General features: G+C 56.6%; 24 protein-coding genes and 1 tRNA gene. 13 read left to right on the top strand and 12 right to left on the bottom strand.

The features are described 5' to 3' along the window. Position 1: 1 nt before the first annotated feature. Both aroC and prmB read right to left on the bottom strand, forming a co-directional pair. Entirely contained in the window at positions 2 to 1,087 is a 1,086-nt protein-coding gene (gene aroC / locus KB892_RS06170) for a chorismate synthase (RefSeq protein ID WP_002913342.1), read from the bottom strand. A 41-nt stretch (positions 1,088 to 1,128) separates the two neighbouring features. Then, positions 1,129 to 2,061: a 50S ribosomal protein L3 N(5)-glutamine methyltransferase gene (prmB, locus tag KB892_RS06165; RefSeq protein ID WP_002913346.1), complete on the bottom strand. Its 933-nt coding sequence runs from the start codon at positions 2,059 to 2,061 to the stop codon at positions 1,129 to 1,131. 167 nt (positions 2,062 to 2,228) lie between these two features. Between prmB and smrB the strand changes: the two genes are divergently transcribed. Continuing rightward, positions 2,229 to 2,780 (top strand): endonuclease SmrB, encoded by a 552-nt coding sequence (smrB, locus tag KB892_RS06160; protein ID WP_002913348.1) that lies wholly within the window; start codon positions 2,229 to 2,231, stop codon positions 2,778 to 2,780. A 20-nt stretch (positions 2,781 to 2,800) separates the two neighbouring features. Here the strand turns inward: smrB and sixA are convergent, their stop codons facing one another. The 4 genes from sixA to KB892_RS06140 form a co-directional block, all read right to left on the bottom strand. Then, the gene (gene sixA / locus KB892_RS06155) at positions 2,801 to 3,286 is read right to left on the bottom strand and encodes a phosphohistidine phosphatase SixA (RefSeq protein WP_002913355.1); all 486 of its coding nucleotides are present in this window, start codon (positions 3,284 to 3,286) and stop codon (positions 2,801 to 2,803) included. A 209-nt stretch (positions 3,287 to 3,495) separates the two neighbouring features. Continuing rightward, positions 3,496 to 5,640, bottom strand: a complete 2,145-nt coding sequence (gene fadJ, locus KB892_RS06150) for a fatty acid oxidation complex subunit alpha FadJ (protein ID WP_004151100.1) — start codon at positions 5,638 to 5,640, stop codon at positions 3,496 to 3,498. Continuing rightward, a complete protein-coding gene (gene fadI / locus KB892_RS06145; protein WP_002913358.1) occupies positions 5,640 to 6,950 on the bottom strand; it encodes an acetyl-CoA C-acyltransferase FadI in 1,311 nt (436 codons plus the stop codon). The genes fadJ and fadI overlap by 1 nt, the downstream gene beginning before the upstream one ends. 159 nt (positions 6,951 to 7,109) lie before the next feature. Further along, entirely contained in the window at positions 7,110 to 7,394 is a 285-nt protein-coding gene (locus KB892_RS06140; protein ID WP_002913359.1) for a YfcZ/YiiS family protein, read from the bottom strand. A 373-nt stretch (positions 7,395 to 7,767) separates the two neighbouring features. Here KB892_RS06140 and fadL point away from each other — a divergent pair, with 373 nt between their 5' ends. Beyond that, positions 7,768 to 9,090 carry a long-chain fatty acid transporter FadL gene (gene fadL / locus KB892_RS06135; RefSeq protein WP_002913360.1) on the top strand — a complete coding sequence of 441 codons (1,323 nt, stop codon included), beginning with the start codon at positions 7,768 to 7,770 and terminating at the stop codon, positions 9,088 to 9,090. 61 nt (positions 9,091 to 9,151) lie between these two features. Here the strand turns inward: fadL and mlaA are convergent, their stop codons facing one another. Beyond that, positions 9,152 to 9,913, bottom strand: coding sequence for a phospholipid-binding lipoprotein MlaA (mlaA, locus tag KB892_RS06130; protein WP_002913362.1), 762 nt, complete (start codon positions 9,911 to 9,913; stop codon positions 9,152 to 9,154). A 289-nt stretch (positions 9,914 to 10,202) separates the two neighbouring features. On the opposite strand from mlaA, the gene KB892_RS06125 reads away from it, so the two are divergent. The 4 genes from KB892_RS06125 (at position 10,203) to KB892_RS06110 (ending at position 13,216) form a co-directional block, all read left to right on the top strand. Further along, positions 10,203 to 11,132 carry a formate/nitrite transporter family protein gene (locus KB892_RS06125; protein ID WP_002913363.1) on the top strand — a complete coding sequence of 310 codons (930 nt, stop codon included), beginning with the start codon at positions 10,203 to 10,205 and terminating at the stop codon, positions 11,130 to 11,132. An 89-nt stretch (positions 11,133 to 11,221) separates the two neighbouring features. Beyond that, a tRNA-Arg gene (locus KB892_RS06120) sits at positions 11,222 to 11,296 on the top strand. 248 nt (positions 11,297 to 11,544) lie between these two features. Further along, positions 11,545 to 12,027 carry a WbuC family cupin fold metalloprotein gene (locus KB892_RS06115; protein WP_002913367.1) on the top strand — a complete coding sequence of 161 codons (483 nt, stop codon included), beginning with the start codon at positions 11,545 to 11,547 and terminating at the stop codon, positions 12,025 to 12,027. Between the two features lie 367 nt (positions 12,028 to 12,394). Continuing rightward, positions 12,395 to 13,216 carry a hypothetical protein gene (locus tag KB892_RS06110; protein WP_071177718.1) on the top strand — a complete coding sequence of 274 codons (822 nt, stop codon included), beginning with the start codon at positions 12,395 to 12,397 and terminating at the stop codon, positions 13,214 to 13,216. A 69-nt stretch (positions 13,217 to 13,285) separates the two neighbouring features. Here the strand turns inward: KB892_RS06110 and cynR are convergent, their stop codons facing one another. Then, on the bottom strand, positions 13,286 to 14,194 hold the full coding sequence (gene cynR / locus KB892_RS06105; RefSeq protein ID WP_002913369.1) for a transcriptional regulator CynR: 909 nt from the start codon (positions 14,192 to 14,194) through the stop codon (positions 13,286 to 13,288). Positions 14,195 to 14,326: 132 nt separating this feature from the next. On the opposite strand from cynR, the gene KB892_RS06100 reads away from it, so the two are divergent. The 3 genes from KB892_RS06100 to ypdK all read left to right on the top strand — a co-directional run bounded on the left by KB892_RS06100 (position 14,327) and on the right by ypdK (position 16,388). Further along, positions 14,327 to 14,785: a nucleoside deaminase gene (locus tag KB892_RS06100; protein ID WP_002913370.1), complete on the top strand. Its 459-nt coding sequence runs from the start codon at positions 14,327 to 14,329 to the stop codon at positions 14,783 to 14,785. Next, entirely contained in the window at positions 14,782 to 15,978 is a 1,197-nt protein-coding gene (locus tag KB892_RS06095; RefSeq protein ID WP_004151099.1) for a cyanate transporter, read from the top strand. Before KB892_RS06100 ends, KB892_RS06095 begins: the two co-directional genes overlap by 4 nt. A 338-nt stretch (positions 15,979 to 16,316) precedes the next feature. Then, positions 16,317 to 16,388 carry a membrane protein YpdK gene (gene ypdK, locus KB892_RS06090; protein WP_099119320.1) on the top strand — a complete coding sequence of 24 codons (72 nt, stop codon included), beginning with the start codon at positions 16,317 to 16,319 and terminating at the stop codon, positions 16,386 to 16,388. 70 nt (positions 16,389 to 16,458) lie between these two features. Here the strand turns inward: ypdK and alaC are convergent, their stop codons facing one another. Continuing rightward, positions 16,459 to 17,673 carry an alanine transaminase gene (gene alaC, locus KB892_RS06085; RefSeq protein WP_002913372.1) on the bottom strand — a complete coding sequence of 405 codons (1,215 nt, stop codon included), beginning with the start codon at positions 17,671 to 17,673 and terminating at the stop codon, positions 16,459 to 16,461. Between the two features lie 88 nt (positions 17,674 to 17,761). On the opposite strand from alaC, the gene KB892_RS06080 reads away from it, so the two are divergent. Continuing rightward, positions 17,762 to 17,947 carry a hypothetical protein gene (locus KB892_RS06080; RefSeq protein WP_062955006.1) on the top strand — a complete coding sequence of 62 codons (186 nt, stop codon included), beginning with the start codon at positions 17,762 to 17,764 and terminating at the stop codon, positions 17,945 to 17,947. Here KB892_RS06080 and KB892_RS06075 read toward each other — a convergent pair. After that, the gene (locus KB892_RS06075) at positions 17,944 to 18,057 is read right to left on the bottom strand and encodes a hypothetical protein (RefSeq protein WP_004153200.1); all 114 of its coding nucleotides are present in this window, start codon (positions 18,055 to 18,057) and stop codon (positions 17,944 to 17,946) included. The genes KB892_RS06080 and KB892_RS06075 overlap by 4 nt on opposite strands. Between KB892_RS06075 and KB892_RS06070 the strand changes: the two genes are divergently transcribed. Both KB892_RS06070 and KB892_RS06065 read left to right on the top strand, forming a co-directional pair. Then, positions 18,056 to 19,753, top strand: a complete 1,698-nt coding sequence (locus KB892_RS06070; protein ID WP_004149230.1) for a sensor histidine kinase — start codon at positions 18,056 to 18,058, stop codon at positions 19,751 to 19,753. The two genes, KB892_RS06075 and KB892_RS06070, sit on opposite strands and share 2 nt — an antisense overlap. Positions 19,754 to 19,764: 11 nt before the next feature. After that, positions 19,765 to 20,502 carry a LytR/AlgR family response regulator transcription factor gene (locus tag KB892_RS06065; RefSeq protein WP_002913374.1) on the top strand — a complete coding sequence of 246 codons (738 nt, stop codon included), beginning with the start codon at positions 19,765 to 19,767 and terminating at the stop codon, positions 20,500 to 20,502. A 53-nt stretch (positions 20,503 to 20,555) separates the two neighbouring features. On the opposite strand, the gene glk is transcribed toward KB892_RS06065, so the two are convergent. Beyond that, positions 20,556 to 21,521, bottom strand: coding sequence for a glucokinase (gene glk / locus KB892_RS06060; protein ID WP_002913377.1), 966 nt, complete (start codon positions 21,519 to 21,521; stop codon positions 20,556 to 20,558). 263 nt (positions 21,522 to 21,784) lie between these two features. On the opposite strand from glk, the gene KB892_RS06055 reads away from it, so the two are divergent. Continuing rightward, positions 21,785 to 23,020, top strand: coding sequence for an ion channel protein (locus KB892_RS06055; RefSeq protein ID WP_004154521.1), 1,236 nt, complete (start codon positions 21,785 to 21,787; stop codon positions 23,018 to 23,020). Here KB892_RS06055 and KB892_RS06050 read toward each other — a convergent pair. After that, a complete protein-coding gene (locus KB892_RS06050) occupies positions 23,017 to 24,678 on the bottom strand; it encodes an alpha-keto acid decarboxylase family protein (protein ID WP_004159719.1) in 1,662 nt (553 codons plus the stop codon). The genes KB892_RS06055 and KB892_RS06050 overlap by 4 nt on opposite strands. Positions 24,679 to 24,826: the final 148 nt, after the last annotated feature.

Genomic DNA, 24,826 nt, shown 5'->3' with positions numbered 1-24,826 from the left:
GTTACCAGCGTGGAATTGTCGTCGTCACGTCGCCATTCTGCGCGCGCTGACGCATAAAGTGATCCATCAGAACGATCGCCAGCATCGCCTCAGCGATCGGTACGGCGCGGATGCCGACGCACGGATCGTGACGCCCTTTGGTGATCATCTCCACTTCTTCGCCAAAGCGGTTAATCGTATGACCGGGAACGGTAATACTGGAGGTAGGCTTCAGCGCGATGTTGGCAACGATCTGCTGGCCGCTGCTGATGCCGCCAAGAATGCCGCCGGCGTGGTTGCTCTGGAACCCGGCTTTGGTGATCTCATCGCGGTTTTCGCTGCCGCGCAGCTTCACCACCTCGAAGCCGTCGCCAATTTCCACCCCTTTCACGGCGTTGATGCTCATCAGCGCGTGGGCGATATCGGCATCCAGGCGGTCGAAGACCGGCTCACCGAGGCCTGGCGGTACGCCGTCAGCCACTACCGTCACTTTCGCGCCAATGGAGTCGCCCTCTTTTTTCAGGCCGCGCATCAGTTCATCCAGGGCGTCGATTTTATCCGGGTCCGGACAGAAGAAGGGGTTCTGCTCAACCTGATCCCAATCTTTGATGGCCAGCGGAATATCGCCCATCTGCGTCAGGCAGCCGCGAATGACGATGCCGAACTTCGCGGCAAGGTATTTTTTGGCAATCGCCCCGGCCGCTACGCGCATCGCGGTTTCGCGCGCAGAAGAACGACCGCCGCCGCGATAGTCGCGCAGACCATACTTTTGCTCGTAGGTGTAATCGGCGTGGCCCGGACGGAACAGATCTTTGATCGCGCCGTAATCCTGCGAACGCTGATCGGTGTTCTCAATCAGCAGACCGATACTGGTCCCGGTGGTAACGCCTTCGAAGACGCCGGAGAGGATTTTGACCTGATCCGGCTCGCGACGCTGCGTGGTGTAACGCGAGGTACCCGGGCGACGACGATCGAGGTCGTGCTGCAGGTCGGCTTCGGTCAGCGGGATGCCCGGCGGCACGCCGTCAACGATGCAGCCCAGCGCCAGACCGTGCGATTCGCCGAAGGTAGTGACGCGAAAGAGTTGTCCAATTGTATTTCCTGCCATCACGGCTCCAATCTTTTTCGTTATGTTGGCGTGTTGTTTTTTTAGTCTTTATAAATACCGAAGTGCGCACGGGCGTCAATCAGCTGCTGTTTGGTCAGCATAAAGACCCCGTCGCCGCCGTTATCAAACTCAAGCCAGGTAAACGGCACATCCGGATACTGCTCCATCAGATGTACCATGCTGTTACCGACTTCACAAATCAGAATCCCGTCGTCGCTGAGATAATCCGGCGCGTTGCCGAGGATACGGCGCGTTAGCTTCAGGCCGTCGCTTCCGGAGGCCAGCCCCAGCACCGGCTCATGCTCATACTCTTCCGGCAGATCGGCCATGTCCTCTTCATCGACATACGGCGGATTGGTGACGATCAGATCGTACTGCAGCTTCGGCAGATCGCGGAACAGGTCGGAACGGATCGGCGTCACGTGATGGATCAGGCCGTGGGACTCAACGTTGTGCTCGGCGACGGCCAGCGCGTCCGGGGAGATATCTACCGCATCGACTTCCGCCTCCGGGAAGGCATAGGCGCAGGCGATGGCGATGCAGCCGCTACCGGTGCACATATCAAGGATGTGCTGCGGCTTATGGTTAATCAGTCCGGCAAACTGGTTATTGATCAGTTCGCCAATCGGGGAGCGCGGCACCAGCACCCGCTCATCAACGTAAAACTCATGGCCGCAGAACCACGCTTTGTTGGTCAGATAGGCGACGGGAATACGCTCGTTCACGCGGCGAATCACCCGCTCTACAATGCGATGTTTCTCGCTGGAGGTCAGGCGCGCAGTGCGCATGTCTTCCGGGATATCCAGCGGCAGATACAGTGAAGGCAGCACCAGCTGTACCGCCTCGTCCCACGGGTTATCAGTCCCGTGACCGTACCAGATATTAGCAGCGCTGAAACGGCTTACCGCCCAGCGCAGCATGTCCTGAATGGTATGCAGCTCATTGACTGCCTCATCAACAAAAATTTTATCCACGACATCCTCCAGGGCACACTCTGCTATAAATTCGGCGGCTAGTGTGCCATGAAGACGGCGATAAATCAGCATTCTTGCGATAAGGGGCGGGGGAAAAAACAGGTTTTCCTTGCCCGAAGGGATATTGAGTCGGGTAAACTAGCGCAAAGTATGAATGAGAGCGGACAATGAAAAAGAAGACATCGCTTAGCGAGGAGGATCAGGCGCTGTTCCGTCAGCTGATGACCGGCACGCGGAAGATCAAACAGGACACTATTGTTCACCGCCCGCAGCGCAAGAAAATTACCGAGGTTGCTCCTAAGCGTTTGCTGCAGGAACAGGTCGATAACAGCCACTATTTTTCCGATGAGTTTCAACCGCTACTGAATACCGAAGGCTCGACGAAATATGTCCGCCCCGACGTCAGCCATTTCGAGCTGAAAAAGCTGCGCCGTGGAGATTATTCGCCGGAGCTGTTCCTCGATCTGCATGGGCTTACCCAGCAGCAGGCCAAACAGGAGCTGGGCGCGCTAATTGCCGCCTGCCGCCGCGAGCATGTGTTTTGCGCCTGCGTGATGCACGGGCACGGGAAACACATCCTCAAACAGCAAACCCCGCTGTGGCTGGCGCAACATCCGCATATTATGGCGTTTCACCAGGCACCAAAAGAGTACGGCGGTGACGCCGCACTGCTGATATTGATTGAGGTCGAGGAGTGGCAACCGCCGGAGCTGCCGTAACGGCGGGCTCCGGGGGGCCGTCAGATGGCGTTGGCCATCTTGAGGTTGCAGGGGCTTTTCTGCCAGAGGAACTCACCTTTGCCGTCGGCATCCAGCGTCACGCAGGCGATAGCCGAGGTGGTGAACATCGGGGGCGTTTCCCCCGGACACAGCTCTGAGACCAGATACCCCACCAGCGGCAGGTGGGAGACAACCAGCGCCGTCGCCACGCCTTCATTCGCCAGCGCCTGCAGATAGGCGCTCACCATTCCCACATCACCGCACGGCGTGAGCTCCGGCATCACGTCGACATGTTTCGGCAGGTTCATGCACTCCCCAACAATATCCAGCGTCTGTTCCGCACGCAGATAGGGACTGACAAGAACGCGCTCAATATCCACTTTTTGACCTTTCAGCCAGGTTGCCATCTGACGAGACTCATCACAACCGCATACGGTTAATGGACGAACCGAGTCACTGGCTGCATCGAGGGCAGCGTCGCCGTGACGCATAATAAAAACTTGCATATTGCACCGCTTTTGTTAACCAGAAGCACCGTAGTTTGGCCTGCGAAGACAATACGCAGGTGACCCGGTGGCCGGGCATTGTGCCTGATCCATTCCACGAATGAAACGCTGTTTTTTACCTCAATGGCGTAAGTATAGTCAATCATTGTTTACAAAACAGCCAATCAACAGCGTCGTCCGCAGCCGGATTTACCTTCTTTGACCACAACTTAGGTCAGCCGTTCATCCGCTGGCCAAAAGGTGGTCCCCTGTTCAGCCATGCGTAATAAAGTGTCACAGGGTGTAAAACGTGGGCCGAACTGGGCGGCCAGGCGCTGCAGGATCGCGGCAACTTCACCCGCGCCGATAGTATCCATATACCGGAACGGGCCGCCAAGAAATGGCGGAAACCCTATACCAAAGACGGCGCCGATATCGCCATCGCGCGCGCTCCGGATAATCTGCTCATCAAAGCAGCGCGCCGCTTCGTTAAGCATCATCATCACACAGCGCTCCGCCACCTGCTGCGCGTAGAGCCGCGACTGCGGGCGGCCGATGCCGAGCAGCGGATAGACTGCCGGGTCGGGCCGTTTTTTGCTTTTACGCCCTTTTGTCTCATAAAGATAGAAACCACGATTATTTTTTCTGCCTTTGCGATCGTCCTTCAAAATCGCGTCAATGATGTTTGCAGGCGGGCTAAAACGTTCTCCAAACGCGCTCTCCAGCACGGGGATAATTTTGGTGCCGGTATCGATACCCACCTCATCCAGCAGTTGAATCGGCCCCACCGGGAAACCGAATTTAACCAACGCGTTATCAATGACTTCAATCGGTTCGCCTTCCACCAGCAGGCGCATCGCTTCATTGATATACGGCGCGAGGATACGGTTCACATAGAACCCCGCTTTATCTGCGACAACAATCGGCGTTTTCCCCTGCCGTTTAGCCAGCTGCACCACGGTGGCGATAGTCTGCGGGTCGGTTCCCTTGTGCGGGATCACCTCAACCAGCGGCATTTTTTCCACCGGACTGAAAAAATGCAGGCCGATTACCTGCCCCGGGCGGCTGGCGTGAGCGGCAATATCGCCGATTGGCAACGATGAGGTATTCGACGCAAAGATGGTCTGCGGCCCGCCGTATTGTTCCACTTCGCTGACCATCCGCTGTTTGAGAGCCAGGTCTTCAAATACCGCCTCGATCACCACATCGCGATGAGCAAAGCCCTGATAGTCGGTAGTGCCGGAGATCAGCGCCATCTGACGATCGCGCTCCACTGGGCGCAGTCGACGCTGACGAACCTGTTTATTCAGCAGATCCCAGCTGTACTTTAAGGCGTGGTTGATGCCACGCGGCTGGATATCTTTAATCCGCACCGGCAGCCCCCCCTTACAGGCGGTCACATAGGCGATCCCCCCGCCCATCAAGCCACCGCCCAGTACTGCAACGCTTCTCAGCGGACCGGGGCCCGCCTCGGCGCCAGGGTCTTTTTTCAGATCGGTACTGGCAAAGAAGATCGATCGCAGCGCCTGCGACTGCGGGCTCATTGCCAGTTCGCCAAATGCGCGCGCCTCTTCAGCGTATCCGCTGCTGCAGCCATGGGCCAGACCATTCTCGACGACCTGCAAGATTCGCTTCACCGCCGGGTAATTTCCCTGCGTTTTGCGCTGCGTTTGTTTACCGACAAACTGGAATAACAGATGGCGCCCCAGGGGCCCTGCCAGTACGCGTTCACGAACAGGCACCTCCCGGCTGGTCGGTCGTCCCTTCAGCGCCAACTCCACCGCCGCCTGCAGTAAAATCGCCTGCGGCACCACCTCGTCCACCAGACCGGCCTTCAGCGCCTGCCGCGGCCGCAGCTGCTTGCCGGTGAGCATCATATCCAGCGCGGTGCTGACCCCGATCAGCCGCGGTAAACGCTGCGTCCCGCCGGAACCCGGCAGCAGGCCAAGCTGTACCTCCGGCAAGCCGAGTCGGGTTTTTTCGTCATCGCTACAGATACGGCCATGACAGGCCAGCGCCAGCTCCAGACCGCCGCCAAGGCAGGCGCCGTGGATAGCGGCAATCACCGGGATCGACAGGCCATGGATCTCAGCCATAATCTGCTGTCCCTGGCGCGCCAGCGCTTCCGCCTCCTGCGCGCTGCGGCAGCGGGCAATCATGTTGATATCAGCGCCGGCGATAAAGTTATCCGCTTTGGCGGAGATAAATACTACGCCGCGCACTGACTTATCGTCACGTAACTGGCGTATCAATCCCCGTACCTGACTGCCAAATTCGGCTTTCAGGGTATTCATTTTTTCACCCGGGGCATCAATGGTGATCACCGCGATTTTGTCCGCACAGACCTCAAGCTTAAAAGCGGAAACAGTATCCATTATTCAGCCTCCACGATCATCGCCGCACCCAGACCACCTGCCGCGCAGGCCGTCACCAAACCAAATCCCCCGCCCCGTCGCCGCAGCTCATGCAGCGTCTGGGTGATCATCCGCGCGCCGGTGGCGGCGAAGGGGTGACCGTAGGCGATAGAGCCGCCGAGGACGTTAAACTTGCTTTCATCTACCTCACCGGTGGCCTGCGAGCGGCCCAGCACCTCGCGGGCAAAGCGGTCGCTTGCCAGACACTGGAGATTGGCCAGCGTCTGCGCGGCGAAAGCTTCGTGCATATCGATAAGCGTGAGATCCGCCAGCGTCAGGCCAGCGCGCTCCAGCGCCAGCGGCGTGGACCACGCGGGCCCCAGCAGCATATCCTGCCAGACGTCGATGGCGGTAAAGGCGTAGCTGCGCAGATAGCCCAGCGGCCTCAGCCCCAGCTCTTTAGCCCGCGACTCGGTCATCAGGATCACCGCTGCCGCGCCGTCCGTCAGCGGCGTACTGTTGGCGGCGGTGACGGTGCCATGTTTGCGGTCAAAGGCCGGGCGTAACTTCTGATAATCTGCGAGCGTTGAATTTTTACGAATATTGTTGTCCTGCTCGAGCGGTTCGCGGAAAGGGGGAGCATAGGCGGTCATCACCTCTGCGGACAGTTTACCCTCTTCCCAGGCTTTCGCTGCCAGCTGGTGCGAACGATGCGCCAGGGCATCCTGTTGCTCGCGGGAGATCCCCCAGCTTTTCGCCATCTGCTCGGCGGTATCGCCCATCCGCAATCCGGTTGAATATTCAGCCACCGCCGGGGGGACCGGCAGCAGGTCGCGTGGCCGCAGACGGGAAAACAGCTTCAGCTTTTGGCTCAGCGTGCGTGCCTTATTGGCATCCACTAGCGTGCGGGCCAGCGTTTTACTGACCCCAATGGGCAGGACAGAGGAGGAGTCGGCGCCGCCGGCAATACCGGCGCGGATGGTACCGGCCATCAGGCTTTCAGCGACGTTCGCCACGGCCTGGAAACTGGTGGCGCAGGCGCGGCTGACGCTATAGGCGTCGGTATGTACGCTCATGCCGGTACCCAGCACAATTTCCCGGGCGATGTTCGGCGCTTCCGGCATCTGCACCACCTGGCCAAAGACCAGTTGCTCGATGACTTCGGCAGGAATGTCGCTGCGCGCCAGCATCTCGCCAACCACCATTTTTCCTAAATCAATGGCCGGAACGCCATGAAAAGCCGTAGCCTGACGAGCAAATGGCGTGCGTAGCCCCGTGACAATGGCAATGCGATCGCCCTGACGGGTGATAAGCGGTAATGCCTGACTCATAACACTCCCCTGTTAACCAAGACAACCAAGTGGTCTGACCTGATAACATTCTTAACTAATTTTTTACATTAAGCCAATCGGAGAAGCGCAAAATTGCGAGCCAAAACACAGTGAAAAGAAAAGGAAACGCCCCTAATCAGGGGCGTCGAGGGGGAAGGATTAACGTAAGCCCAGCTGGAAGATCAGGGATTCTGCTTCGCAGCTGAAAACAAAATCGATATCCAGCTGCACACCGCCGTCAACGTCAGTGAAGGTTGGGTTAATTTGGCACGGCTCAGATTCGACATTGCGGGCTTTTTCGCTTAACGCGGCGAGCGTTTGCTCGGCTTCAGCGCGGTTGGCGAATACGCGGCTGTAGGAGGCGGTGCAGTCGGTGTTGTCAACAATCGTGCCAACATCCATACAGCAGCAAACCGGGGTTTCATCAGCGCTACATTTACTCATCGTAGATTTCCTCTGGAGATGCACCTTCGGTGCCAGAAAAATGATGTGCCTATTTTACGCCCTGTCCCCGGTGAGCCTCCAGCCGAGAATCGCTCTGCCGGCGTTAAGTGACAGAAATCACACTTAAAAATGATCTAAAACAAAAATCCCCTTCTGTCCCCCTTGCTCTCTCCGAGATTTTTGCCAGCTGGATCGCGTTTCTGTTATCACAATTGAAAAACTTCATAAACATACTTGCAACAAATCATCTGGTCAGACCTATACTCAGCGCACTGGTCTGATTTCTTGGTTGTACCGCAGACCCTACACTCCCGCGCTTCTGTTACGGCATGTAACATAGTTTAAAAAAAAATAACTCAATGAGGTTATGGGCATGAGCCAGAAAACCCGCTTTACCCAATCTGCCCTTGCAGTGGCTGTCGCACTTGTTTCCACCCAGGCCTGGTCAGCAGGCTTCCAGCTCAACGAATTCTCTGCATCGGGGCTGGGTCGTGCCTATTCCGGTGAAGGGGCGATCGCTGACGATGCTGGTAATGCCAGTCGTAACCCGGCATTAATTATGATGTTCGACCGCCCGACCATGTCGGCGGGCGCCGTGTTTGTCGACCCGGGCGTTAATGTTTCGGGCACCTCTCCCACCGGCAAGAGCCTGAAAGCAGACAATATCGCCCCGACGGCGTGGGTGCCCAACTTCCACTTTGTCGCGCCGATTAACGACCAATTTGGTTGGGGGGCGTCTATCACCTCTAACTATGGTCTGGCAACAGAGTATAACGATGATTATGCGGCCGGCAGCATGGGCGGTAAAACCGACCTGACCACCGCGAACTTCAACCTGAGCGGCGCCTACCGCCTCGACAGCAACTGGAGCTTCGGCTTAGGCTTTGACGCGGTCTACGCCAAGGCGAAGATCGAGCGCTATGCAGGCGATCTGGGGCAGATTGTCGCAGGCTCTGGCGCGCTGCCGCCGGCGCTGGCGGGCCAGGTAGCGAAGATCCCGGCCGACACGCAGATCGCCCATCTTAATGGCAACGCGTGGGGCTTCGGCTGGAACGCCGGGATCCTCTATGAGCTGGATAAGAATAACCGCTACGGTTTAACCTACCGTTCTGAGGTCAAGATCGACTTCGACGGTAACTACCGCAGCAGCCTGCCGGCGGCCTATAACCAGATCCTCGGCAACTTCGGCCTGCCGGCGGGCACCAGCGGCCAGACGACAAATGGTTCGCTAACCCTTAACCTGCCGGAAATGTGGGAGCTGTCCGGCTATAACCGCGTGGCGCCGCAGTGGGCGGTCCACTATAGCCTGACCTACACCAGCTGGAGTCAGTTCCAGGAGCTGAAAGCCACCGGCAGCAACGGCCAGACGCTGTTCTATAAAGAGGAAGGCTTCAAGGACGCCTATCGTCTTGCGCTGGGGACCACCTATTATTATGACGATAACTGGACCTTCCGTACCGGTATCGCCTTCGATGACAGCCCGGTGCCGGCTAATAACCGCTCTATCTCTATTCCGGACCAGGATCGCCTGTGGCTGAGCGCGGGTACCACCTACGCGTTCAATAAAGATGCCTCGGTTGACGTCGGCGTTTCATACATGCACGGGCAGCATGTTGAAATTAAGGAAGGCCCGTATACCTTCCGTTCCGAAGGAACCGCCTGGCTGTACGGCGCTAACTTCAACTACCGCTTCTGATAAGCAGCGCGCCACAAAAAAGGGTGAACATTATGTTCACCCTTTTTTTATCATTCGCCGATCACTGTGAATCGATATCCTTCAGCTCATCCTGAATAGCCTGAGCATTCGGGTTGTCCGCCGGGGTCAGCTTACCGCCGTTGGCGATAAAGTCATGACGCTGGAAGTAGGCTTCACGCATCAGAATGTAAGGGTCGGAAGACTGGCGCAGCAGGCCGTCGGAATCCAGCAGCTGAGCACGTGTCTCAATCCCTTCCACCGCCCATTTACCGATCGACATCGGCCAGGTCAGCCAGGAGAGCACCGGATACAAGCCATCGGCCATATCGCCGCCTTCGTCGCGCAAGGTAAAGCTTCCATAGAACGGCAACTGAACATACGGGCCATAGCCAACGCCATAATGCCCAAGCGTACTGCCGAAACGATGTGGCTCAACCCGCTGTAGCTGCGGATTCGCCATCCCGGCCACATCGATAAGCCCACCCATACCGAGAATGGTGTTCAGGAAGAAGCGGGTAAAATGCACCATACCTTTATAGGGGTCGCCCTGCAGGAAGTAGTTCACCATCACTGCCGGCTCTTCCAGGTTACTGGTAAAATTGCTTAACCCGTTGCGCGCCGGCTGTGGGACGTAGTCGCGCCATGCCACCGCGACGGGGCGAAGTACGTAAGGATCAACCACGTTAAAGTTGAAGTTAAACATCGTGCGGTTAAACCCTTCTAACGGGTCTGAGCGCCCCTGCGGCCGATCGCCAGAGCTGGAACTGGCACATCCCACCAGCAATGTGGCGCCAAGCGCAAGCGCCGACAGACGATAATTCATAGATGTCTCCCTGGTTTTTATGGCTATCGCGAGTTGCCATCCATGACGGAAAGACAACGCTTCCGCCCGTAAAGATGTTAGCGATTGTAACAGCACGTTGAACGATGTCTATATCACCCAAGTTGTTGATTTGATCTTAGCCTGGGAATAACGAAATCGCGGGGCTCCTATTCTACCGGAGCGACAAAAATCTGACGTTACCATTTTTGCGATTTCAGAGTATGCCCAGCCAGACGGCAGGGAAAGCCGCTACGCTATAACTATACAGATTGATAGCGAGGGCCACGAAATGGATGAACTAGACAATAACAAATTAAAGGCAGAGGATGACGAAAGAGAAGTGGAAAGTGAGGAAAATCAGCGTGGTGAAGAGATCGAAGTAAATGAAGATCGCCTTCCCTCGCGGGCGATGGCGATCCATGAACATATTCGCCAGGAAGGGGAAAAAGAGATGGAGCGCGATGCGCTGGCCCTGCTATGGTCAGCGATTGCGGCCGGCCTGTCGATGGGGGCCTCCCTGCTGGCGAAGGGAATTTTTCACGTCAAACTGGAGGGGATCCCGGGAGGTTTTTTGCTGGAAAACCTCGGCTACACCTTCGGCTTTATTATCGTAATTATGGCCCGTCAGCAGCTGTTCACTGAAAATACGGTCACCGCCGTTCTGCCAGTGATGCATAATCCCACCCTCGGTAACGTCGGTTTGCTGATGCGGCTATGGTCGGTGGTGCTGGCGGGCAATCTCATCGGTACCGCGGTGGCCGCATGGGCCTTCAATTATATGCCTATTTTTGATGAGCCAACCCGTCAGGCCTTTGTCAGCATTGCCGAAGACGTAATGAAAAACAGTCCGACAGAGATGTTCGCCAATGCGATTATTTCCGGCTGGCTGGTCGCCACCATGGTCTGGATGTTTCCTGTCGCCGGCGCCGCCAAAATCGTGGTGATTATTCTCATGACCTGGCTTATCGCCCTGGCGGATACCACCCATATTGTGGTGGGCTCGGTCGAGATCCTTTATCTGGTGTTTAATGGAAATCTGCCCTGGAGCCACTTTATCTGGCCGTTCGCCCTGCCGACCCTGGCGGGAAATATCTGTGGCGGGACCTTCATCTTCGCACTGCTGAGCCATGCGCAGATCCGTAACGATATGAGCAGCAAGCGAAAAGCGGAAGCCCGCGCCCAGGCGGCGGAGAAAGGGAAAAAGGCCGACCGGGCATAAAAAAAGCGCCCTGAGTGGCGAGGGTTTAAGCAGTCAGACGGTATGGCTCTTACTCAGGCGGGCAAAAAACGCTATACTCGTGCCGCCTTGTCCCCTTAGTTAAATGGATATAACGAGCCCCTCCTAAGGGCTAGTTGCAGGTTCGATTCCTGCAGGGGACACCATATAAACGTTGCCCGCCATTCACCACGATGACTTAAACGCCAGCCAGAACGTATTCTTCTCGTAATCATAATTAGCCAACGATTTCAGTATGGTTAGTCCTGCCAGAAAGGAACGTGTCTTTGTCAATCACGCACACAATAAACCGACAGCAACGCGCATTTCTGCGTACAATACCTTCTGACTTTTTCAGTCACTAGCCGCGACCTTTTACAACCTTCTCTGGACGATACAGGAGCCAGGCGTTGATATGAAACAGATCACCCTCAGCGATATGCAGCAGCAGAGCGAAGCGGCAGCCAGTGCTCCGCGCCTGCGTGCCCATCGCAATTTTCATCCCGAACTAAGCGACCCGATACAGCGTCTGGCCATCGCCATGGAACCCGGCACCTATATCCGCCCCCACCGGCACAGACATACCTTCGAACTTTTACTGCCGCTGAAAGGCCGATTTGTGGTACTGAATTTTGATGACCACGGCGTGGTTACCCGCCGGGTGGTGCTGGGTGAAACCTGCACGGCGCTGGAAATGGAGGCTGGCACCTGGCATACGGTGCTCTCGCTCGACGCAGGCGGCATGGTATTTGAAGTCAAACAAGGCGCTTATCAACCGCTTGCCGAAATGGACACTATGGCCTGGGCGCCTGCTGAAGGCCAGCCAGGCACTGCCGAAATGATGGCCTGGTATGCCATCGCGCAACCGGGTGACCGCTTCCTGTCTATGCCGCAATAACCACAGGTAGGTTCGACAGGCGCCGCAGGCGTCTGTTTGATACTTCCTGCCGACCACAAAGTTTGCCAAATTGACCGTCCCTTTTTTCGTGCTCCGCTCATACTCACCTTAAATATTGCTGCTAAACAGGAAGAAACGCTTATATTCAGCAAACTATTTTTCTCTACGAATAAGAGATGATAAGATAACGGGAAAGAGTAAATATGCGGCAGCAAAACAATAAAAACAGCCAATTTATCGATATATTATTCTCAATGTGAATGGATTTTGTTAATCAGGTAAAGGAAGTCAGCAGAAAAAATAAATCATTGTCATTGATACTTTTGCTCACCATGGCGATTTATTTTTTCATCGACATACAATTCTTATGAATATTACAGAACGGAATATCTGGAAGCTAAATAATTTACCGCCAATGGAGTATTGCTCTCTGGCGCGGGCGCAAAAATTATTAAACTGCGAACTCGAAGACATTCTTCACTGGCATGATATAGGCGCAATCAATCTATGTCTTAAGCTTAACCCAACGCCGGGAATATTAAAAATCGCCGTCCTCTCCCATCAGGAAAAAGAGGTAACCAGCGCGTTTAATCCATTTACCTCAGTCGAGGCAGGAGAAACAGTCTGGTCGCAACACTCCCATATCCGCAGCATTCTGCGGCTTGAAGGCGATATTCCGACGATGGAAACCCTGCGCGGAAATACGGTAACCCAGTTCAACGTAAAGGTATTTGCTTCAGAGCTCTGGCATCCACACTGTCGGAACCTAATGGCGCTGCTGGAGGCGCCAGATGATATTCTTTTCGAAAACCGCCTCAGCATGATGCTGCCGGATAAACCATTTGTTTATTGTCATTTCATTCCAGAGGAAGACGAACGCCCCTCGATATCATTGAACCGCATCTATATCACCAGCCAGGCCATTGAGAAAATATACGCCCACAGTATTAGCGCCCGGCCTATGGACGTGACGAAAAATCCGCTACTGGATCAAACCCGTTACATCCAGCAGGAATTAACCGTCCTGCCGCAAAGTGAGGTATTGCTGGAATTTATCCATTATCTTGTTCAGTCCCATACTGTATTTAATGAGAAGTTGCAGAGTATGGCTGAGCCAGACAAGACTCAGCTCTTTCATCACGTGCTGGAAAGGCTTAAGGAAGAAGGCATGCTTATAGAGAATGCCTAGCCCGATGAAGGCGATATCGGCAGCGAAGCCAGCCGTGAGTCGCAGTTCGCCGGCGAGTAACGTAATCCTTCAGGCAAGGGACTGGCGGTTTTCCTGCTCAATCGTTATCGCATTCTCTCGGGCCAGGGTGATGAATTCGCGCGCTGCGGCGCTCTGCCAGGCGCCCTGCCGCTGCAATAAACAGGCCGTGCGCTGCAGCAGCGCAGGTCTTAGCTCAATCGCCACCACATCATCAAACTGTCCGGCGATCGCCGCCGGCAGCAGCGTTGCTAACGTTGTGCTTCGAATAACCGACAGAACGGCCCCGATGGAGTTGGCCTCCATCCGCACGTCTGGTTCGAGCCGATGAAGGCGGCAATAACGATCAATCTGCTCGCGGGTAGCAAACTCGCTGCTCAGTAAAATTAGCGGCTGGGCGTCGAGAGCCTGCAGTTGCAAGTCGCGCTCTCCTGCCAGCGGATGCGCACGGCTCACCACCAGCGCAAGCGTTTCCGTCAGTAGCGGCTGAACCACAATCTCCTGTGACCGGCAATCGTCAAAGGCAATCCCCACATCCAGTTCATCCTCCAGCAGCATCGCCTCCATCCGCTCCTGGTTCATCTCCTGGATAAGCACTTTTACTCCAGGATAGCGTCGGTAGTACGCCTCCATCAGCGGGCCCAGCATATAGGTAGTGAAAGTTGGCGTCATTGCAATGCGGAGTTTACCGTGCTGGAGATCTTCTGCGTCATGCAAGGCGCGCCGACCTTCCTCAAGCTCGCGTAACGCGCGACGGGCATACTCCAGCCAGATCTCACCGGCATCGGTCAGGCGAATACGTCGGCCAGAGCGGTCGAAAAGCTGAACCTCCAGCATCGCTTCCAGCTGGCGTATCTGCTGTGACAGCGCAGGCTGGGAGACATGCAGCGCCGCGGCGGCGCGGGAAAAGCCACAATGTTCAGCCACAGCGATAAAGTAGGAAAGTTGGCGCAGAAGCATCGGCCCACCTATAAGAAATTCCAATAGGCATTATCATAAATAAGTCTTTTAACTTATAAAACAAGAGACGTACCCTCTTCGCACGACCCTCAACATATTTCACCTTTAACATCGTTTTATGCAGGAGTGACTATGTCCGCTCACGATCGTTATCTTCAGCGCGCATTAGTGCTGGCAAAACAAAACATTGCTGACGGTGGGCGCCCCTTCGGCGCCGTGCTGGTGCGGAATGATGAGATTGTCGCTGAAAGCGTCAATACCTTTCATCTGAGCGGTGACCCAACGGCGCATGCCGAACTGAACGCCGTTCGCGATCTTGCCGCCAGACTGGGAAGCGCGGTGTTGCGCGAATGCGTCATCTATGCCAGCGGACAACCTTGCCCTATGTGCCTGAGCGCGCTCTATTTAACCGGCGTGCGGGAAGTGTTTTTCGCCAATAGCAATCAGGACGGGGAGCCTTTTCAGCTCTCGACCGCCGCGATTTATCAGCAGCTGCAGCAGCCGCTGGCCCAGCAAACGCTGTCGATCCATCATCGCCCGCAGCCGGAGGGAACTGAACTTTATCAGCGCTGGGCGGAACGGCAGTCATGACACCAGCGCTGCGACAGAACCTGACGCTGGCAGTCCTGGTACTGACTGGGATCAATATGCGGCCGCTGCTTACCTCCATTGGTCCTTTGCTGCCGGACATCCGCGCAGCCAGCGGCATGAGCTATACCCTGGCCGCACTCCTGACCGCGCTGCCGGTGATCGCGATGGGGGTGCTGGCGCTGGCCGCTGGCTGGGTCGATCGCTATATCGGTCAAAAGCGCAGTATTGCGCTGAGCCTGCTGATTATCGCGGCAGGCGCCCTGCTGCGGGAAATCGCCCCGAATAGTGGCTTACTGCTCACCAGCGCTCTGGCCGGAGGAATTGGCATCGGCATTATTCAGGCCGCCATCCCGGCGGTAATTAAGCACCTCTTTCCCCGACGGACGCCGCTGGTGATGGGACTATGGTCAGCGGCGCTGATGGGCGGCGGCGGGTTAGGCGCCGCGTTCACCCCATGGCTGGCGTCACATAGCGCGGCCTGGCATGATGCGCTAGCCTGGTGGGCGCTCCCTGCGCTCCTGGCTCTGCTCAGCTGGCTGGCGATTTGTCGGCATTTGCCTCGCGCACCGCATCAGACCAGCGCTTCCTCCCGGGTCGCGATTATTGGCCAGCGCCGCGCCTGGACGCTGGGACTCTATTTCGGACTGATCAATGCCGGTTACGCCAGCCTGATCGCCTGGCTGCCTCCTTACTACATCCAGCTAGGCGACAGCGCCCAGTACAGCGGTTCGCTGCTGGCGCTGCTGACCGTCGGGCAAACCGCCGGCGCGCTGCTGCTCCCGGCGCTGGCTCGCCAGGAGGATCGGCGCCAGCTTCTTCTGCTAGCGCTGGCGCTACAGCTGATTGGCTTCTGCGGCTTTATCTGGCTGCCAGAGCATTTCTCTGCGCTCTGGGCCATTGCCTGCGGCGTGGGATTGGGCGGCGCGTTTCCTCTGTGCCTGGTGCTGGCGCTGGATCACGCCGGACAACCGGCGGTGGCCGGCAGGCTGGTAGCCTTTATGCAGGGGATCGGATTTATCATCGCCGGTCTGTCGCCCTGGCTTTCAGGCCTGCTGCGTAGCCTGAGCGGGAACTACACGCTTGACTGGTCCTGGCATGCGATCTGCGTCCTGCTACTCATGGCGCTGACGCTGCGCTTTATCCCGGCACACTACCCGGCCGAGTGGCGACAGCGCGCCTCAGACCTGCCCTGAACCGACGGCGGCGCGTGGCAAAGATAATGCCGCGCGCTCTCGTTGGCCTTCTCCGCCCGCCCCATCGCTAAAACCCGTTTCCTTCGCGTCGCTGGCGCTAAATTTATTACCCTGTGAAATTAATGTGTCGCCGAATCACGACACTCGTAAGTAACTAAAAATTAATAAAAAAATGCCTCTTGTTTCCCTGATTTTTTAGGCGTACATTAGCGCCATCTGGAGCACTAAACGCACAGAATTACGGGCTGCTGCAGGGTGAAGTTACACTGGCGACAGCCCTTGAAAAACAGAACAATTAATTCATTTGAACGTCGCACAAGCGCGTGGAGTGATGAGTCGTGAAATACTTCTTTATGGGCCTCTCTTTTATGGTCATCGTTTGGGCCGGTACTTTTGCCCTGATGATCTAGACTGCAGCGGTGTCAAAAAAAACGGGAGCCTTCATGCTCCCGTTTTTATTTTGCCGTACTGCCCGCAGCGCTAGCTCGCGGAGGCCAGCAGACCATCCGCGCGGAACATCGCCTTGATACCGCGGATCGCCTGGCGCGTACGGTCCCGGTTCTCGATCAGCGCGAAGCGGACGTGGGTATCACCATAGTCGCCAAAGCCAATCCCCGGCGAGACGCAAACCTTCGCTTCATTAAGCAGCTTTTTCGCAAACTCCAGCGACCCCATGGCGGCGTAAGGTTCCGGTATTTTCGCCCACACGTACATAGACGCTTTCGGACACTCCACCATCCAGCCGGCCTCATGAAGCCCTTTGACCAGCACATCGCGACGGCGCTTATACTGTTCGGCAATATCGCGCACGCACTGCTGATCGCCCTCCAGCGCAGCTATCGCCGCCACCTGCAGCGGAGTAAAAGTCCCGTAGTCATGATAGCTTTTGATACGAGCGAGGGCATTCACCAAAGTCTTATTACCCACCATAAAGCCAATGCGCCAGCCGGCCATGTTATAGCTTTTCGACAGGGTAAAGAACTCGACGGCGACATCTCGCGCGCCGGGCACCTGCATGATGGAGGGCGCTTTCCAGCCGTCATACACGATATCGGCATAGGCCAGATCGTGGACGACCAGAATGTCATACTGCTTCGCCAGAGCGACAACCTTTTCAAAGAAATCCAGTTCGACGCACTGCGCGGTCGGATTTGAGGGAAAGCCAAGGATCATCATCTTCGGCTTCGGATAGCTCTCGCGGATGGCGCGTTCCAGCTCGTTAAAGAAATCCACCCCTTCCACCAGCGGCACTGAGCGCACCTGCGCCCCGGCAATCACCGCGCCATAGATATGAATCGGATAGCTGGGGTTCGGCACCAGTACGGTGTCGCCATGATCCAGCGTCGCCAGCATCAGGTGCGCCAGCCCCTCTTTCGAACCAATGGTGACGATCGCCTCCGATTCCGGATCGATATCGACGTTATAGCGTTCTTCATACCAGCGTGAAATGGCGCGACGCAGGCGCGGGATCCCCCGCGAGGTAGAGTAACCATGGGTGTCAGGCCGTTGAGCAACGGTGCAGAGTTTTTCCACGATATGCGGCGGCGTCGCGCCATCGGGATTACCCATACTGAAATCGATAATATCTTCGCCGCGCCGACGCGCAGCCATTTTCAGTTCAGCAGTAATGTTAAAAACGTACGGAGGGAGACGATCGATACGCGTAAAACGGCGTTCAGGACTGGATTCAGCCATAGGTTCCTCTAATTAACGTTAGCGCCCGGACCGTCCGAGCGACGCTGCCGCTGTTGCGGCTCGTTTAGAAAATAACCTGAAAAAATTCATGTTGTCGAGAGGCCCGTTAAAAAATATTCCCTTGCATATAAAACGGGTATCGACTGCGCTAAATGCGGCAGTTCATTGGCGGAATAATCCCGGGTTGTATAAAAGTGGTAACACACTGATATCTTTCTTAACACAGAATATTATCGTTAATGGCGAAGACCGCCGCTATCGCGATGCTTTTTAATTAATCCCCTTTAAAAAGTGTGACTTTTCCGCTTTATGGTTCCACGGCTGGTCTTCTGCCGTCAGGTTTTTTATCATGTCCCTTTCTGGCCACTGACGCGGCGCACCCATGCACGAAATCTTTACTATGATGCTGGCGGTCTATGATCGTGCGGCCCTGATGCTTATTTGCCTCTTTTTCCTTATTCGCCTGCGCCTGTTCCGCGAACTGTTGCATAAGTCGGCCCATACTCCGAAAGAGCTGCTGGCGGTGACAGCCATTTTCTCGCTGTTCGCGCTATTTAGTACCTGGTCCGGCGTCCCGGTTGAGGGGTCCCTGGTGAACGTCCGCATTATCGCCGTGATGTCCGGTGGGATCCTGTTTGGTCCCTGGGTGGGCGCGATTGTCGGGGCGATTGCCGGCGTGCACCGCTATTTGATTGATATCGACGGCGTGACCGCGGTGCCCTGCTTTATCACCAGCATTGTCGCCGGCCTGCTGTCGGGGTTGATTAATCGTAAAGTGGCCCGCGAACAACGGTGGAAAATCGGCATTCTGGCGGGGATGATGTGTGAAACTCTGACCATGATCCTGGTGGTGGTCTGGGCGCCTTCCCTGAGTCTCGGCGTAGATATTGTTTCGAAAATTGGTATCCCGATGATCCTCGGCAGCGTCTGCATCGGCTTTATCGTGCTGCTGGTGCAGAGCGTTGAAGGGGAAAAGGAGGCCAGCGCGGCGCGGCAGGCGAAACTGGCGCTCGATATCGCCAACAAAACCCTGCCGCTGTTTCGACACGTTAACAGCGATTCTCTGCGCCAGGTTTGCGAGATTATCCGCCGCGACATTACCGCCGACGCGGTGGCGATCACCAATACCGAGCACGTGCTGGCCTACGTGGGCGTCGGTGAAGCCAACTATCAACGCCACGACGATATGATTAGCCCCACCACCCGGCAGGCGATTCGTTATGGGAAAATCATCATAAAAAACAATGACGAAGCCCACCGTACCCCGGAGATCCACTCCTTGATGGTGATCCCGCTGTGGGAAAAAGGGGTGGTGACCGGCACGCTAAAAATCTATTACTGCCACGCCCATCGCATCACTTCGACGCTGCAGGAGATGGCGATTGGCCTGTCGCAAATAATCTCCACCCAGCTGGAAGTCTCCCGCGCCGAACAGTTGCGGGAGATGGCCAACAAAGCGGAGCTGCGCGCCCTGCAAAGCAAAATTAACCCGCATTTTTTATTTAATGCGCTGAACGCGATCTCCTCCTCGATTCGCCTTAATCCGGACACCGCGCGCCAGCTCATTTTTAATCTGTCGCGCTACCTGCGCTATAACATCGAATTAAAAGACGATGAGCAGATTGATATCAAACGAGAGCTGTATCAGATCAAAGATTATATCGCTATTGAACAGGCGCGATTCGGCGACAAGCTGACGGTCATCTACGATATTGACGACGACGTCAGCTGCGTGATCCCGAGCCTGCTTATCCAGCCGCTGGTGGAAAATGCCATCGTTCACGGTATTCAACCCTGTAAAGGCAAAGGCGTGGTGACGATCGGCATTAACGAGTGCGGCAATCGGGTACGCATCAGCGTTCGCGATACGGGCAACGGTATCGATCCCGCCGTGGTCGCCCGCGTGGAAGCCGATGAGATGCCGGGTAACAAAATCGGCCTGCTCAATGTGCATCATCGGGTGAAACTTCTCTACGGCGAGGGTTTGCATATCCGCAATCTGACGCCGGGAACCGAAATCGCCTTTTATGTCCCCAATAACTCTACGCCGCAGGCGCTGACGGAGTCGCTGTTGTCATGAGCGGAGAAAAGATGAAAGTTATCATTGTGGAGGATGAGTTTCTGGCCCAGCAGGAGCTCTCCTGGCTTATTAACACCCATAGCCAGATGGAGATCGTCGGCAGCTTTGACGACGGCCTGGACGTGCTGAAATTTCTCCAGCACAACAAGGTCGACGCCATCTTTCTCGATATCAATATTCCGTCGCTCGACGGGGTTCTGCTGGCGCAAAACATCAGCCAGTTTGCCCATAAACCTTTTATCGTCTTTATCACCGCGTGGAAAGAACATGCGGTGGAAGCCTTTGAGCTGGAAGCCTTTGACTACATCCTGAAACCTTACCAGGAGTCGCGCATCATCAATATGCTGCAAAAGCTGACCACCGCCTGGCAGCAGCAAAATAACGCTGCTTCAGGATTAGCCAGCGCAGCGCCACGGGAAAACGACACCATCAATCTGATCAAAGATGAGCGGATCATCGTCACCAGTATTCATGATATTTATTATGCCGAGGCACATGAAAAGATGACATTCGTCTATACCCGCCGGGAGTCATTCGTCATGCCGATGAACATTACTGAATTCTGCAGCAAACTGCCCACCGCGCATTTCTTCCGCTGCCACCGCTCGTATTGCGTAAATCTCAGCAAAATTCGGGAAATTGAGCCGTGGTTCAACAACACCTATGTGCTGCGCCTGCGTGACCTGGAGTTTCAGGTTCCGGTCAGTCGCAGTAAAGTGAAAGAGTTTCGCCAGCTGATGAATCTGTAGAGAGCGGAAAGCACCGCCATCCGGGCTACGACGGTAGCCCGGGAGAAGAATGCTTAAAGCACCTGGCCCAGCGTCTGACGCAGATGCGCACCGGAGCCCAGCAGGCCTGGGTTATCATGCACAATCAGGTAAACCGGGATATCCTGAACATAAGCTTTAAAACGGCCTTTGTCTTCAAAACCGCCGCGGAAACCAGAGGCTTTAAAGAACTCCAGGAAGCGCGGCACGATGCCGCCGGCGATATACACCCCGCCAAACGTCCCGAGGGTCAGCGCCAGGTTACCGCCGAAGCGTCCCATAATGACGCAGAACAGCGACAGCGCCCGACGACAGTCGGTGCAGCTGTCCGCCAGCGCTCGCTCGGTCACCTCACGCGGCTGCAGGTTCTCCGGCAGTCGGCCGTCCGATTTGACAATCGCGCGATACAGGTTGACCAGCCCGGGACCTGAGAGCACGCGTTCTGCGGAAACATGCCCCAGCTCGGCGCGTAGCTCTTCCAGAATGATCCCTTCTTCTTCGCTGTTCGGGGCAAAATCAACATGACCGCCTTCGCCCGGCAGGCTGACCCAACGCTTATCAACGTGGACCAGATGCGCCACGCCGAGCCCGGTCCCGGCGCCATAAACGGCGATCGGTTTGCCCGCTACCGGCGCACTGCCGCCAAACTGAATAAGGTGCTCAGCTTTCAGCATCGGAATGGCCATTGAAACAGCGGTAAAATCGTTAATTATCTCCAGATGGGCAAAGCCGAGGTTGCGCTTCATTTCGGCGATAGAGAAAGCCCAGGTATGGTTGGTCATCGCCACCCAGTCGCCGGTAATCGGGCATGCGATGGCGATACAACCTTCGTTGACCGTTACCTGGTGCTCCTCGAGGTAGACGCGCACCACTGCCTCCAGACTGGGGTAATCGAGCCCGGAATAGGTCTTTGCGCGAGAGATCTCTCCACTCGCCAGATCACATAGCGCCAGGCGGGCGTTGGTCCCCCCGACATCTCCTACTAAAGCAAATTTTGTCATTCCGTTACGGCTCCGCTAAAGTCAAAATAAATCTTTTGGCACACTGTAAATTCATGGCGGCTTAACAACAACGTCCAACGCGCAGACGCCCCTTGTTTAGCGACACAGGTCACATTTAGTTTGTAATCTATGCAAGGTAGCCTGTAAAGGACGCGCCGGATATCAGATGTCACCTTAACTTTATCGTTTCAGCACCATTTGCATCGACGGTCTCCGCTGACGAAGGCAAAGTAGTGCTCCAGCACTTTTACAAGGACATTTCCATGCTCCATCCTCGCGCCAGAACAATGCTGATCCTGTCGGTGCCGGCCATCCTGATAGGCATCGCCTGCAGCCTGATCCTGATCGTGGCGATGAAGGTTGCCGCGCTGCTGCAGCGCGTGCTGTGGAGCAATCTGCCCGCGCAGTTGGGGGTGAGCGCCGACAGCCCGCTGTGGATCATCGCCATGCTGACGGCGACAGGCATCGCGGTGGGTCTGGTCATTCGTTACAGCCCCGGGCACGCCGGGCCGGATCCAGCGACCGAGTCGTTAATCGGCGCTCCCATTGCCACCGGCGCGCTGCCCGGACTCCTGGCCGCGCTGATCCTCGGCCTCGCCGGCGGCGTCAGCCTCGGCCCGGAGCATCCGATTATGGTGGTGAATATCGCGCTGGCTGTCGCTGTCGGCTCCCGACTGTTTCCGCGCGTCAGCTCGCTGGACTGGACCATCCTCGCGGCCTCAGGCACCATCGGCGCCCTCTTCGGTACCCCGGTTGCCGCCGCGCTGATTTTTTCGCAAACCCTCAATAGCAGCAACGATACGCCACTGTGGGATCGCCTCTTTGCTCCCCTCCTCGCCGCCGCCGCCGGCGCGTTGACGACGGGTCTGTTTTTCCATCCCCATTTTTCGCTGCCGATCCCGCACTATGGTCAGATGCGCTTCGTTGATATTCTCAGCGGCATTATCGTCGCCCTGATCGCTATCGCCGTCGGCATGGTGGCCGTCTGGTGTCTGCCGCGACTGCATGCCCTGATGCATCGGTTGAAAAATCCAATCCTGACCCTCGGTATCGGCGGGCTGCTGCTGGGGATCGTGGGGACGATAGGCGGGCCCTTAACGCTCTTTAAAGGGCTGGATGAGATGCAGCAGCTGGCCTTCAGCCAGACGCTAACCGCCGCGGATTTTCTGCTTATCGCGCTGGTCAAACTGGCGGCCCTGGTTCTTGCCTCAGCCAGCGGCTTTCGCGGCGGGCGAATTTTCCCGGCGGTGTTCGTCGGGGTAGCGCTGGGGCTGATGCTGCATGCTCATGTTGACGCAGTGCCGGCGGCAATCACCGTTTCCTGCGCGATCCTCGGCATGGTGCTGGTCGTCACTCGCGACGGCTGGTTGAGCCTGTTTATGGCCGCCGTGGTGGTCCCGGATACGACTTTGCTGCCGCTGTTGTGTATGGTGATGCTCCCGGCCTGGCTGCTGCTGGCCGGGAGACCGTTGATGATTGCCAAACGGCATACCGATTAAACGCGGCTGTTTCGCTCCTCAAGGGCCTGCGTCACCGCGCGCAGGAAATCGGGGATATCCATTTTCGGCAGCATCACTTCTACCAGGGTGAGGGTATCGGAGGTGATGCTCTCCGTCATCGCCTCCCGCAGTTCAGACGTCTGAGTGACCCGCCGGCAGCGCGAAGCAACGTCAGGGGCGAAGGCTTCCGGCAGCCGCTGCCAGTCCCACAGAGCGATGTCATTGTAGCGCTGCTCTGGACCATGAATCGCCCGTTCCACGGTATACCCTTCGTTATTCAGCAGCAGAATAAGCGGCTTTTGCTTATCACGCAGCATGGAGCCCATCTCCTGAATGGTCAGTTGGGCCGCGCCATCGCCGACAATTAGCACCACCCGCCGCTCCGCCGCCGCGGTTTGTGCGCCATAGGCGGCCGGGAGAGTAAAACCAATCGAGCCCCACAGCGGCTGGACGATCAGCGATGCTTCAGAGGGCAGCTTCAGCGCCGCAATGCCAAAGGCGGCCGTCCCCTGATCGGCGAGAATAATATCCCCCGGACGCAGGGCGCCCTGCACCGTCGCCCAGAAATTTTTCTGGGTCAACTCGCCTTCAGCGCCCTCCTCAGCCTCCGGCGCCACGACCTGAGGCGTAGCCCACTCCGCCGCCAGCGGGGCGGAAAGCGTCATCAGCGCGGCCAAAGCCTTATCCATCGGCACCCCGCTGAACCAGTGATCGCCCACCCTGACGGCGAAGGGCTGGATCTCAATAGTCTTTTCCCGCGCCAGATGTTGGGTAAATCCTGCGGTGATGGTGTCGGTGAAGCGCGTGCCAATGCAGATGATGGTGTCGGCGTTTTCAATCGCCTCCCGGGTCTGCGGCGCGCTGGCAATCCCGCTGTAGGTGCCGACAAACCCGCTCTGCTGCTCATCGAACAATCCCTTGCCCATGAGCATCGTCGCATGGGCGACAGGCGTTTTCGCCACCCACTCCCGGAGCGTCTTCTGCAGGCCATAACGTTGCGCCAGGAAGTCCGCCAGCAGGGAAATGCGTCGGCTGCCCCGCAGCAGGCGGCTGGCATGTTCGCAGAACCCGGCAAGCTGGTTTTCATCCGCCGGAGCGGGCTCCACCAGCAAGCGCTGGGCTGGGGCAATCGCTGCCGCTCTGGCGACATCGGCTGGCAGCATCAAATAGCCGGGGCGATGATGCGTCAACATATCGCGCAGCACACGGTCGATTTCATGGCAGGCGTTGCCGGCGGTCAGCAGCGCCTGGCTACAGGTGATCTGCTCGCTCATGCGGGCGAAATGGCGAAAATCGCCATCGCCGAGGGTATGGTGCAGCAGTTCGCCGCGCTGCTGGGCGCCGGTAGAGGGCGCACCGACAATATGCAATACCGGAATATGTTCCGCATAGCTACCCGCAATGCCGTTCAGCGCGCTCAATTCGCCGACGCCGTAGGTGGTCAGCAGCGCACCGGCCCCTTTGATGCGCGCATAGCCGTCAGCGGCATATGCCGCATTCAGCTCGTTGGCGCAGCCGACCCACCCCAAGGCGCTGTGCGCGATGACGCGATCGAGAAACTGTAAGTTGTAATCTCCCGGCACGCCGAACAAGCGGTCAATACCGCAGTCGACAAGGCGATCCAGCAGATAATCCCCAATAGTGTAGGTCGGTTGCATATCCATTATCCTCATTTTGGTGCAGGTGTAATTTGAGTATTGAATAAGCGATCCGCCTGTCCAGATGGGAGCTGATAATGGCAGTGTAAAGCAATAATTACGCAGAAAAAGCAGTGTACTCCACGCAGAACATTGTTTAGTGTAAACG

Origin of the sequence: Klebsiella sp. P1927 (genome assembly GCF_018204675.1) — a bacterium.
GTDB classification, from domain to species: domain Bacteria; phylum Pseudomonadota; class Gammaproteobacteria; order Enterobacterales; family Enterobacteriaceae; genus Klebsiella; species Klebsiella pneumoniae.
Note: the sequence above shows the minus strand (reverse complement) of the source record. Positions and strands in the feature narration are given on the sequence as shown.

What these genes read in the sequence shown, in the direction of transcription:
- aroC (WP_002913342.1), bottom strand. Translation starts at nt 1,087, where the DNA reads ATGGCAGGAAATACAATTGGACAACTCTTTCGCGTCACTACCTTCGGC.
- smrB (WP_002913348.1), top strand. Translation starts at nt 2,229, where the DNA reads ATGAAAAAGAAGACATCGCTTAGCGAGGAGGATCAGGCGCTGTTCCGT.
- sixA (WP_002913355.1), bottom strand. Translation starts at nt 3,286, where the DNA reads ATGCAAGTTTTTATTATGCGTCACGGCGACGCTGCCCTCGATGCAGCC.
- fadJ (WP_004151100.1), bottom strand. Translation starts at nt 5,640, where the DNA reads ATGGATACTGTTTCCGCTTTTAAGCTTGAGGTCTGTGCGGACAAAATC.
- fadI (WP_002913358.1), bottom strand. Translation starts at nt 6,950, where the DNA reads ATGAGTCAGGCATTACCGCTTATCACCCGTCAGGGCGATCGCATTGCC.
- KB892_RS06140 (WP_002913359.1), bottom strand. Translation starts at nt 7,394, where the DNA reads ATGAGTAAATGTAGCGCTGATGAAACCCCGGTTTGCTGCTGTATGGAT.
- fadL (WP_002913360.1), top strand. Translation starts at nt 7,768, where the DNA reads ATGAGCCAGAAAACCCGCTTTACCCAATCTGCCCTTGCAGTGGCTGTC.
- mlaA (WP_002913362.1), bottom strand. Translation starts at nt 9,913, where the DNA reads ATGAATTATCGTCTGTCGGCGCTTGCGCTTGGCGCCACATTGCTGGTG.
- KB892_RS06125 (WP_002913363.1), top strand. Translation starts at nt 10,203, where the DNA reads ATGGATGAACTAGACAATAACAAATTAAAGGCAGAGGATGACGAAAGA.
- KB892_RS06115 (WP_002913367.1), top strand. Translation starts at nt 11,545, where the DNA reads ATGAAACAGATCACCCTCAGCGATATGCAGCAGCAGAGCGAAGCGGCA.
- KB892_RS06110 (WP_071177718.1), top strand. Translation starts at nt 12,395, where the DNA reads ATGAATATTACAGAACGGAATATCTGGAAGCTAAATAATTTACCGCCA.
- cynR (WP_002913369.1), bottom strand. Translation starts at nt 14,194, where the DNA reads ATGCTTCTGCGCCAACTTTCCTACTTTATCGCTGTGGCTGAACATTGT.
- KB892_RS06100 (WP_002913370.1), top strand. Translation starts at nt 14,327, where the DNA reads ATGTCCGCTCACGATCGTTATCTTCAGCGCGCATTAGTGCTGGCAAAA.
- KB892_RS06095 (WP_004151099.1), top strand. Translation starts at nt 14,782, where the DNA reads ATGACACCAGCGCTGCGACAGAACCTGACGCTGGCAGTCCTGGTACTG.
- alaC (WP_002913372.1), bottom strand. Translation starts at nt 17,673, where the DNA reads ATGGCTGAATCCAGTCCTGAACGCCGTTTTACGCGTATCGATCGTCTC.
- KB892_RS06080 (WP_062955006.1), top strand. Translation starts at nt 17,762, where the DNA reads ATGTTGTCGAGAGGCCCGTTAAAAAATATTCCCTTGCATATAAAACGG.
- KB892_RS06070 (WP_004149230.1), top strand. Translation starts at nt 18,056, where the DNA reads ATGCACGAAATCTTTACTATGATGCTGGCGGTCTATGATCGTGCGGCC.
- KB892_RS06075 (WP_004153200.1), bottom strand. Translation starts at nt 18,057, where the DNA reads ATGGGTGCGCCGCGTCAGTGGCCAGAAAGGGACATGATAAAAAACCTG.
- KB892_RS06065 (WP_002913374.1), top strand. Translation starts at nt 19,765, where the DNA reads ATGAAAGTTATCATTGTGGAGGATGAGTTTCTGGCCCAGCAGGAGCTC.
- glk (WP_002913377.1), bottom strand. Translation starts at nt 21,521, where the DNA reads ATGACAAAATTTGCTTTAGTAGGAGATGTCGGGGGGACCAACGCCCGC.
- KB892_RS06055 (WP_004154521.1), top strand. Translation starts at nt 21,785, where the DNA reads ATGCTCCATCCTCGCGCCAGAACAATGCTGATCCTGTCGGTGCCGGCC.
- KB892_RS06050 (WP_004159719.1), bottom strand. Translation starts at nt 24,678, where the DNA reads ATGCAACCGACCTACACTATTGGGGATTATCTGCTGGATCGCCTTGTC.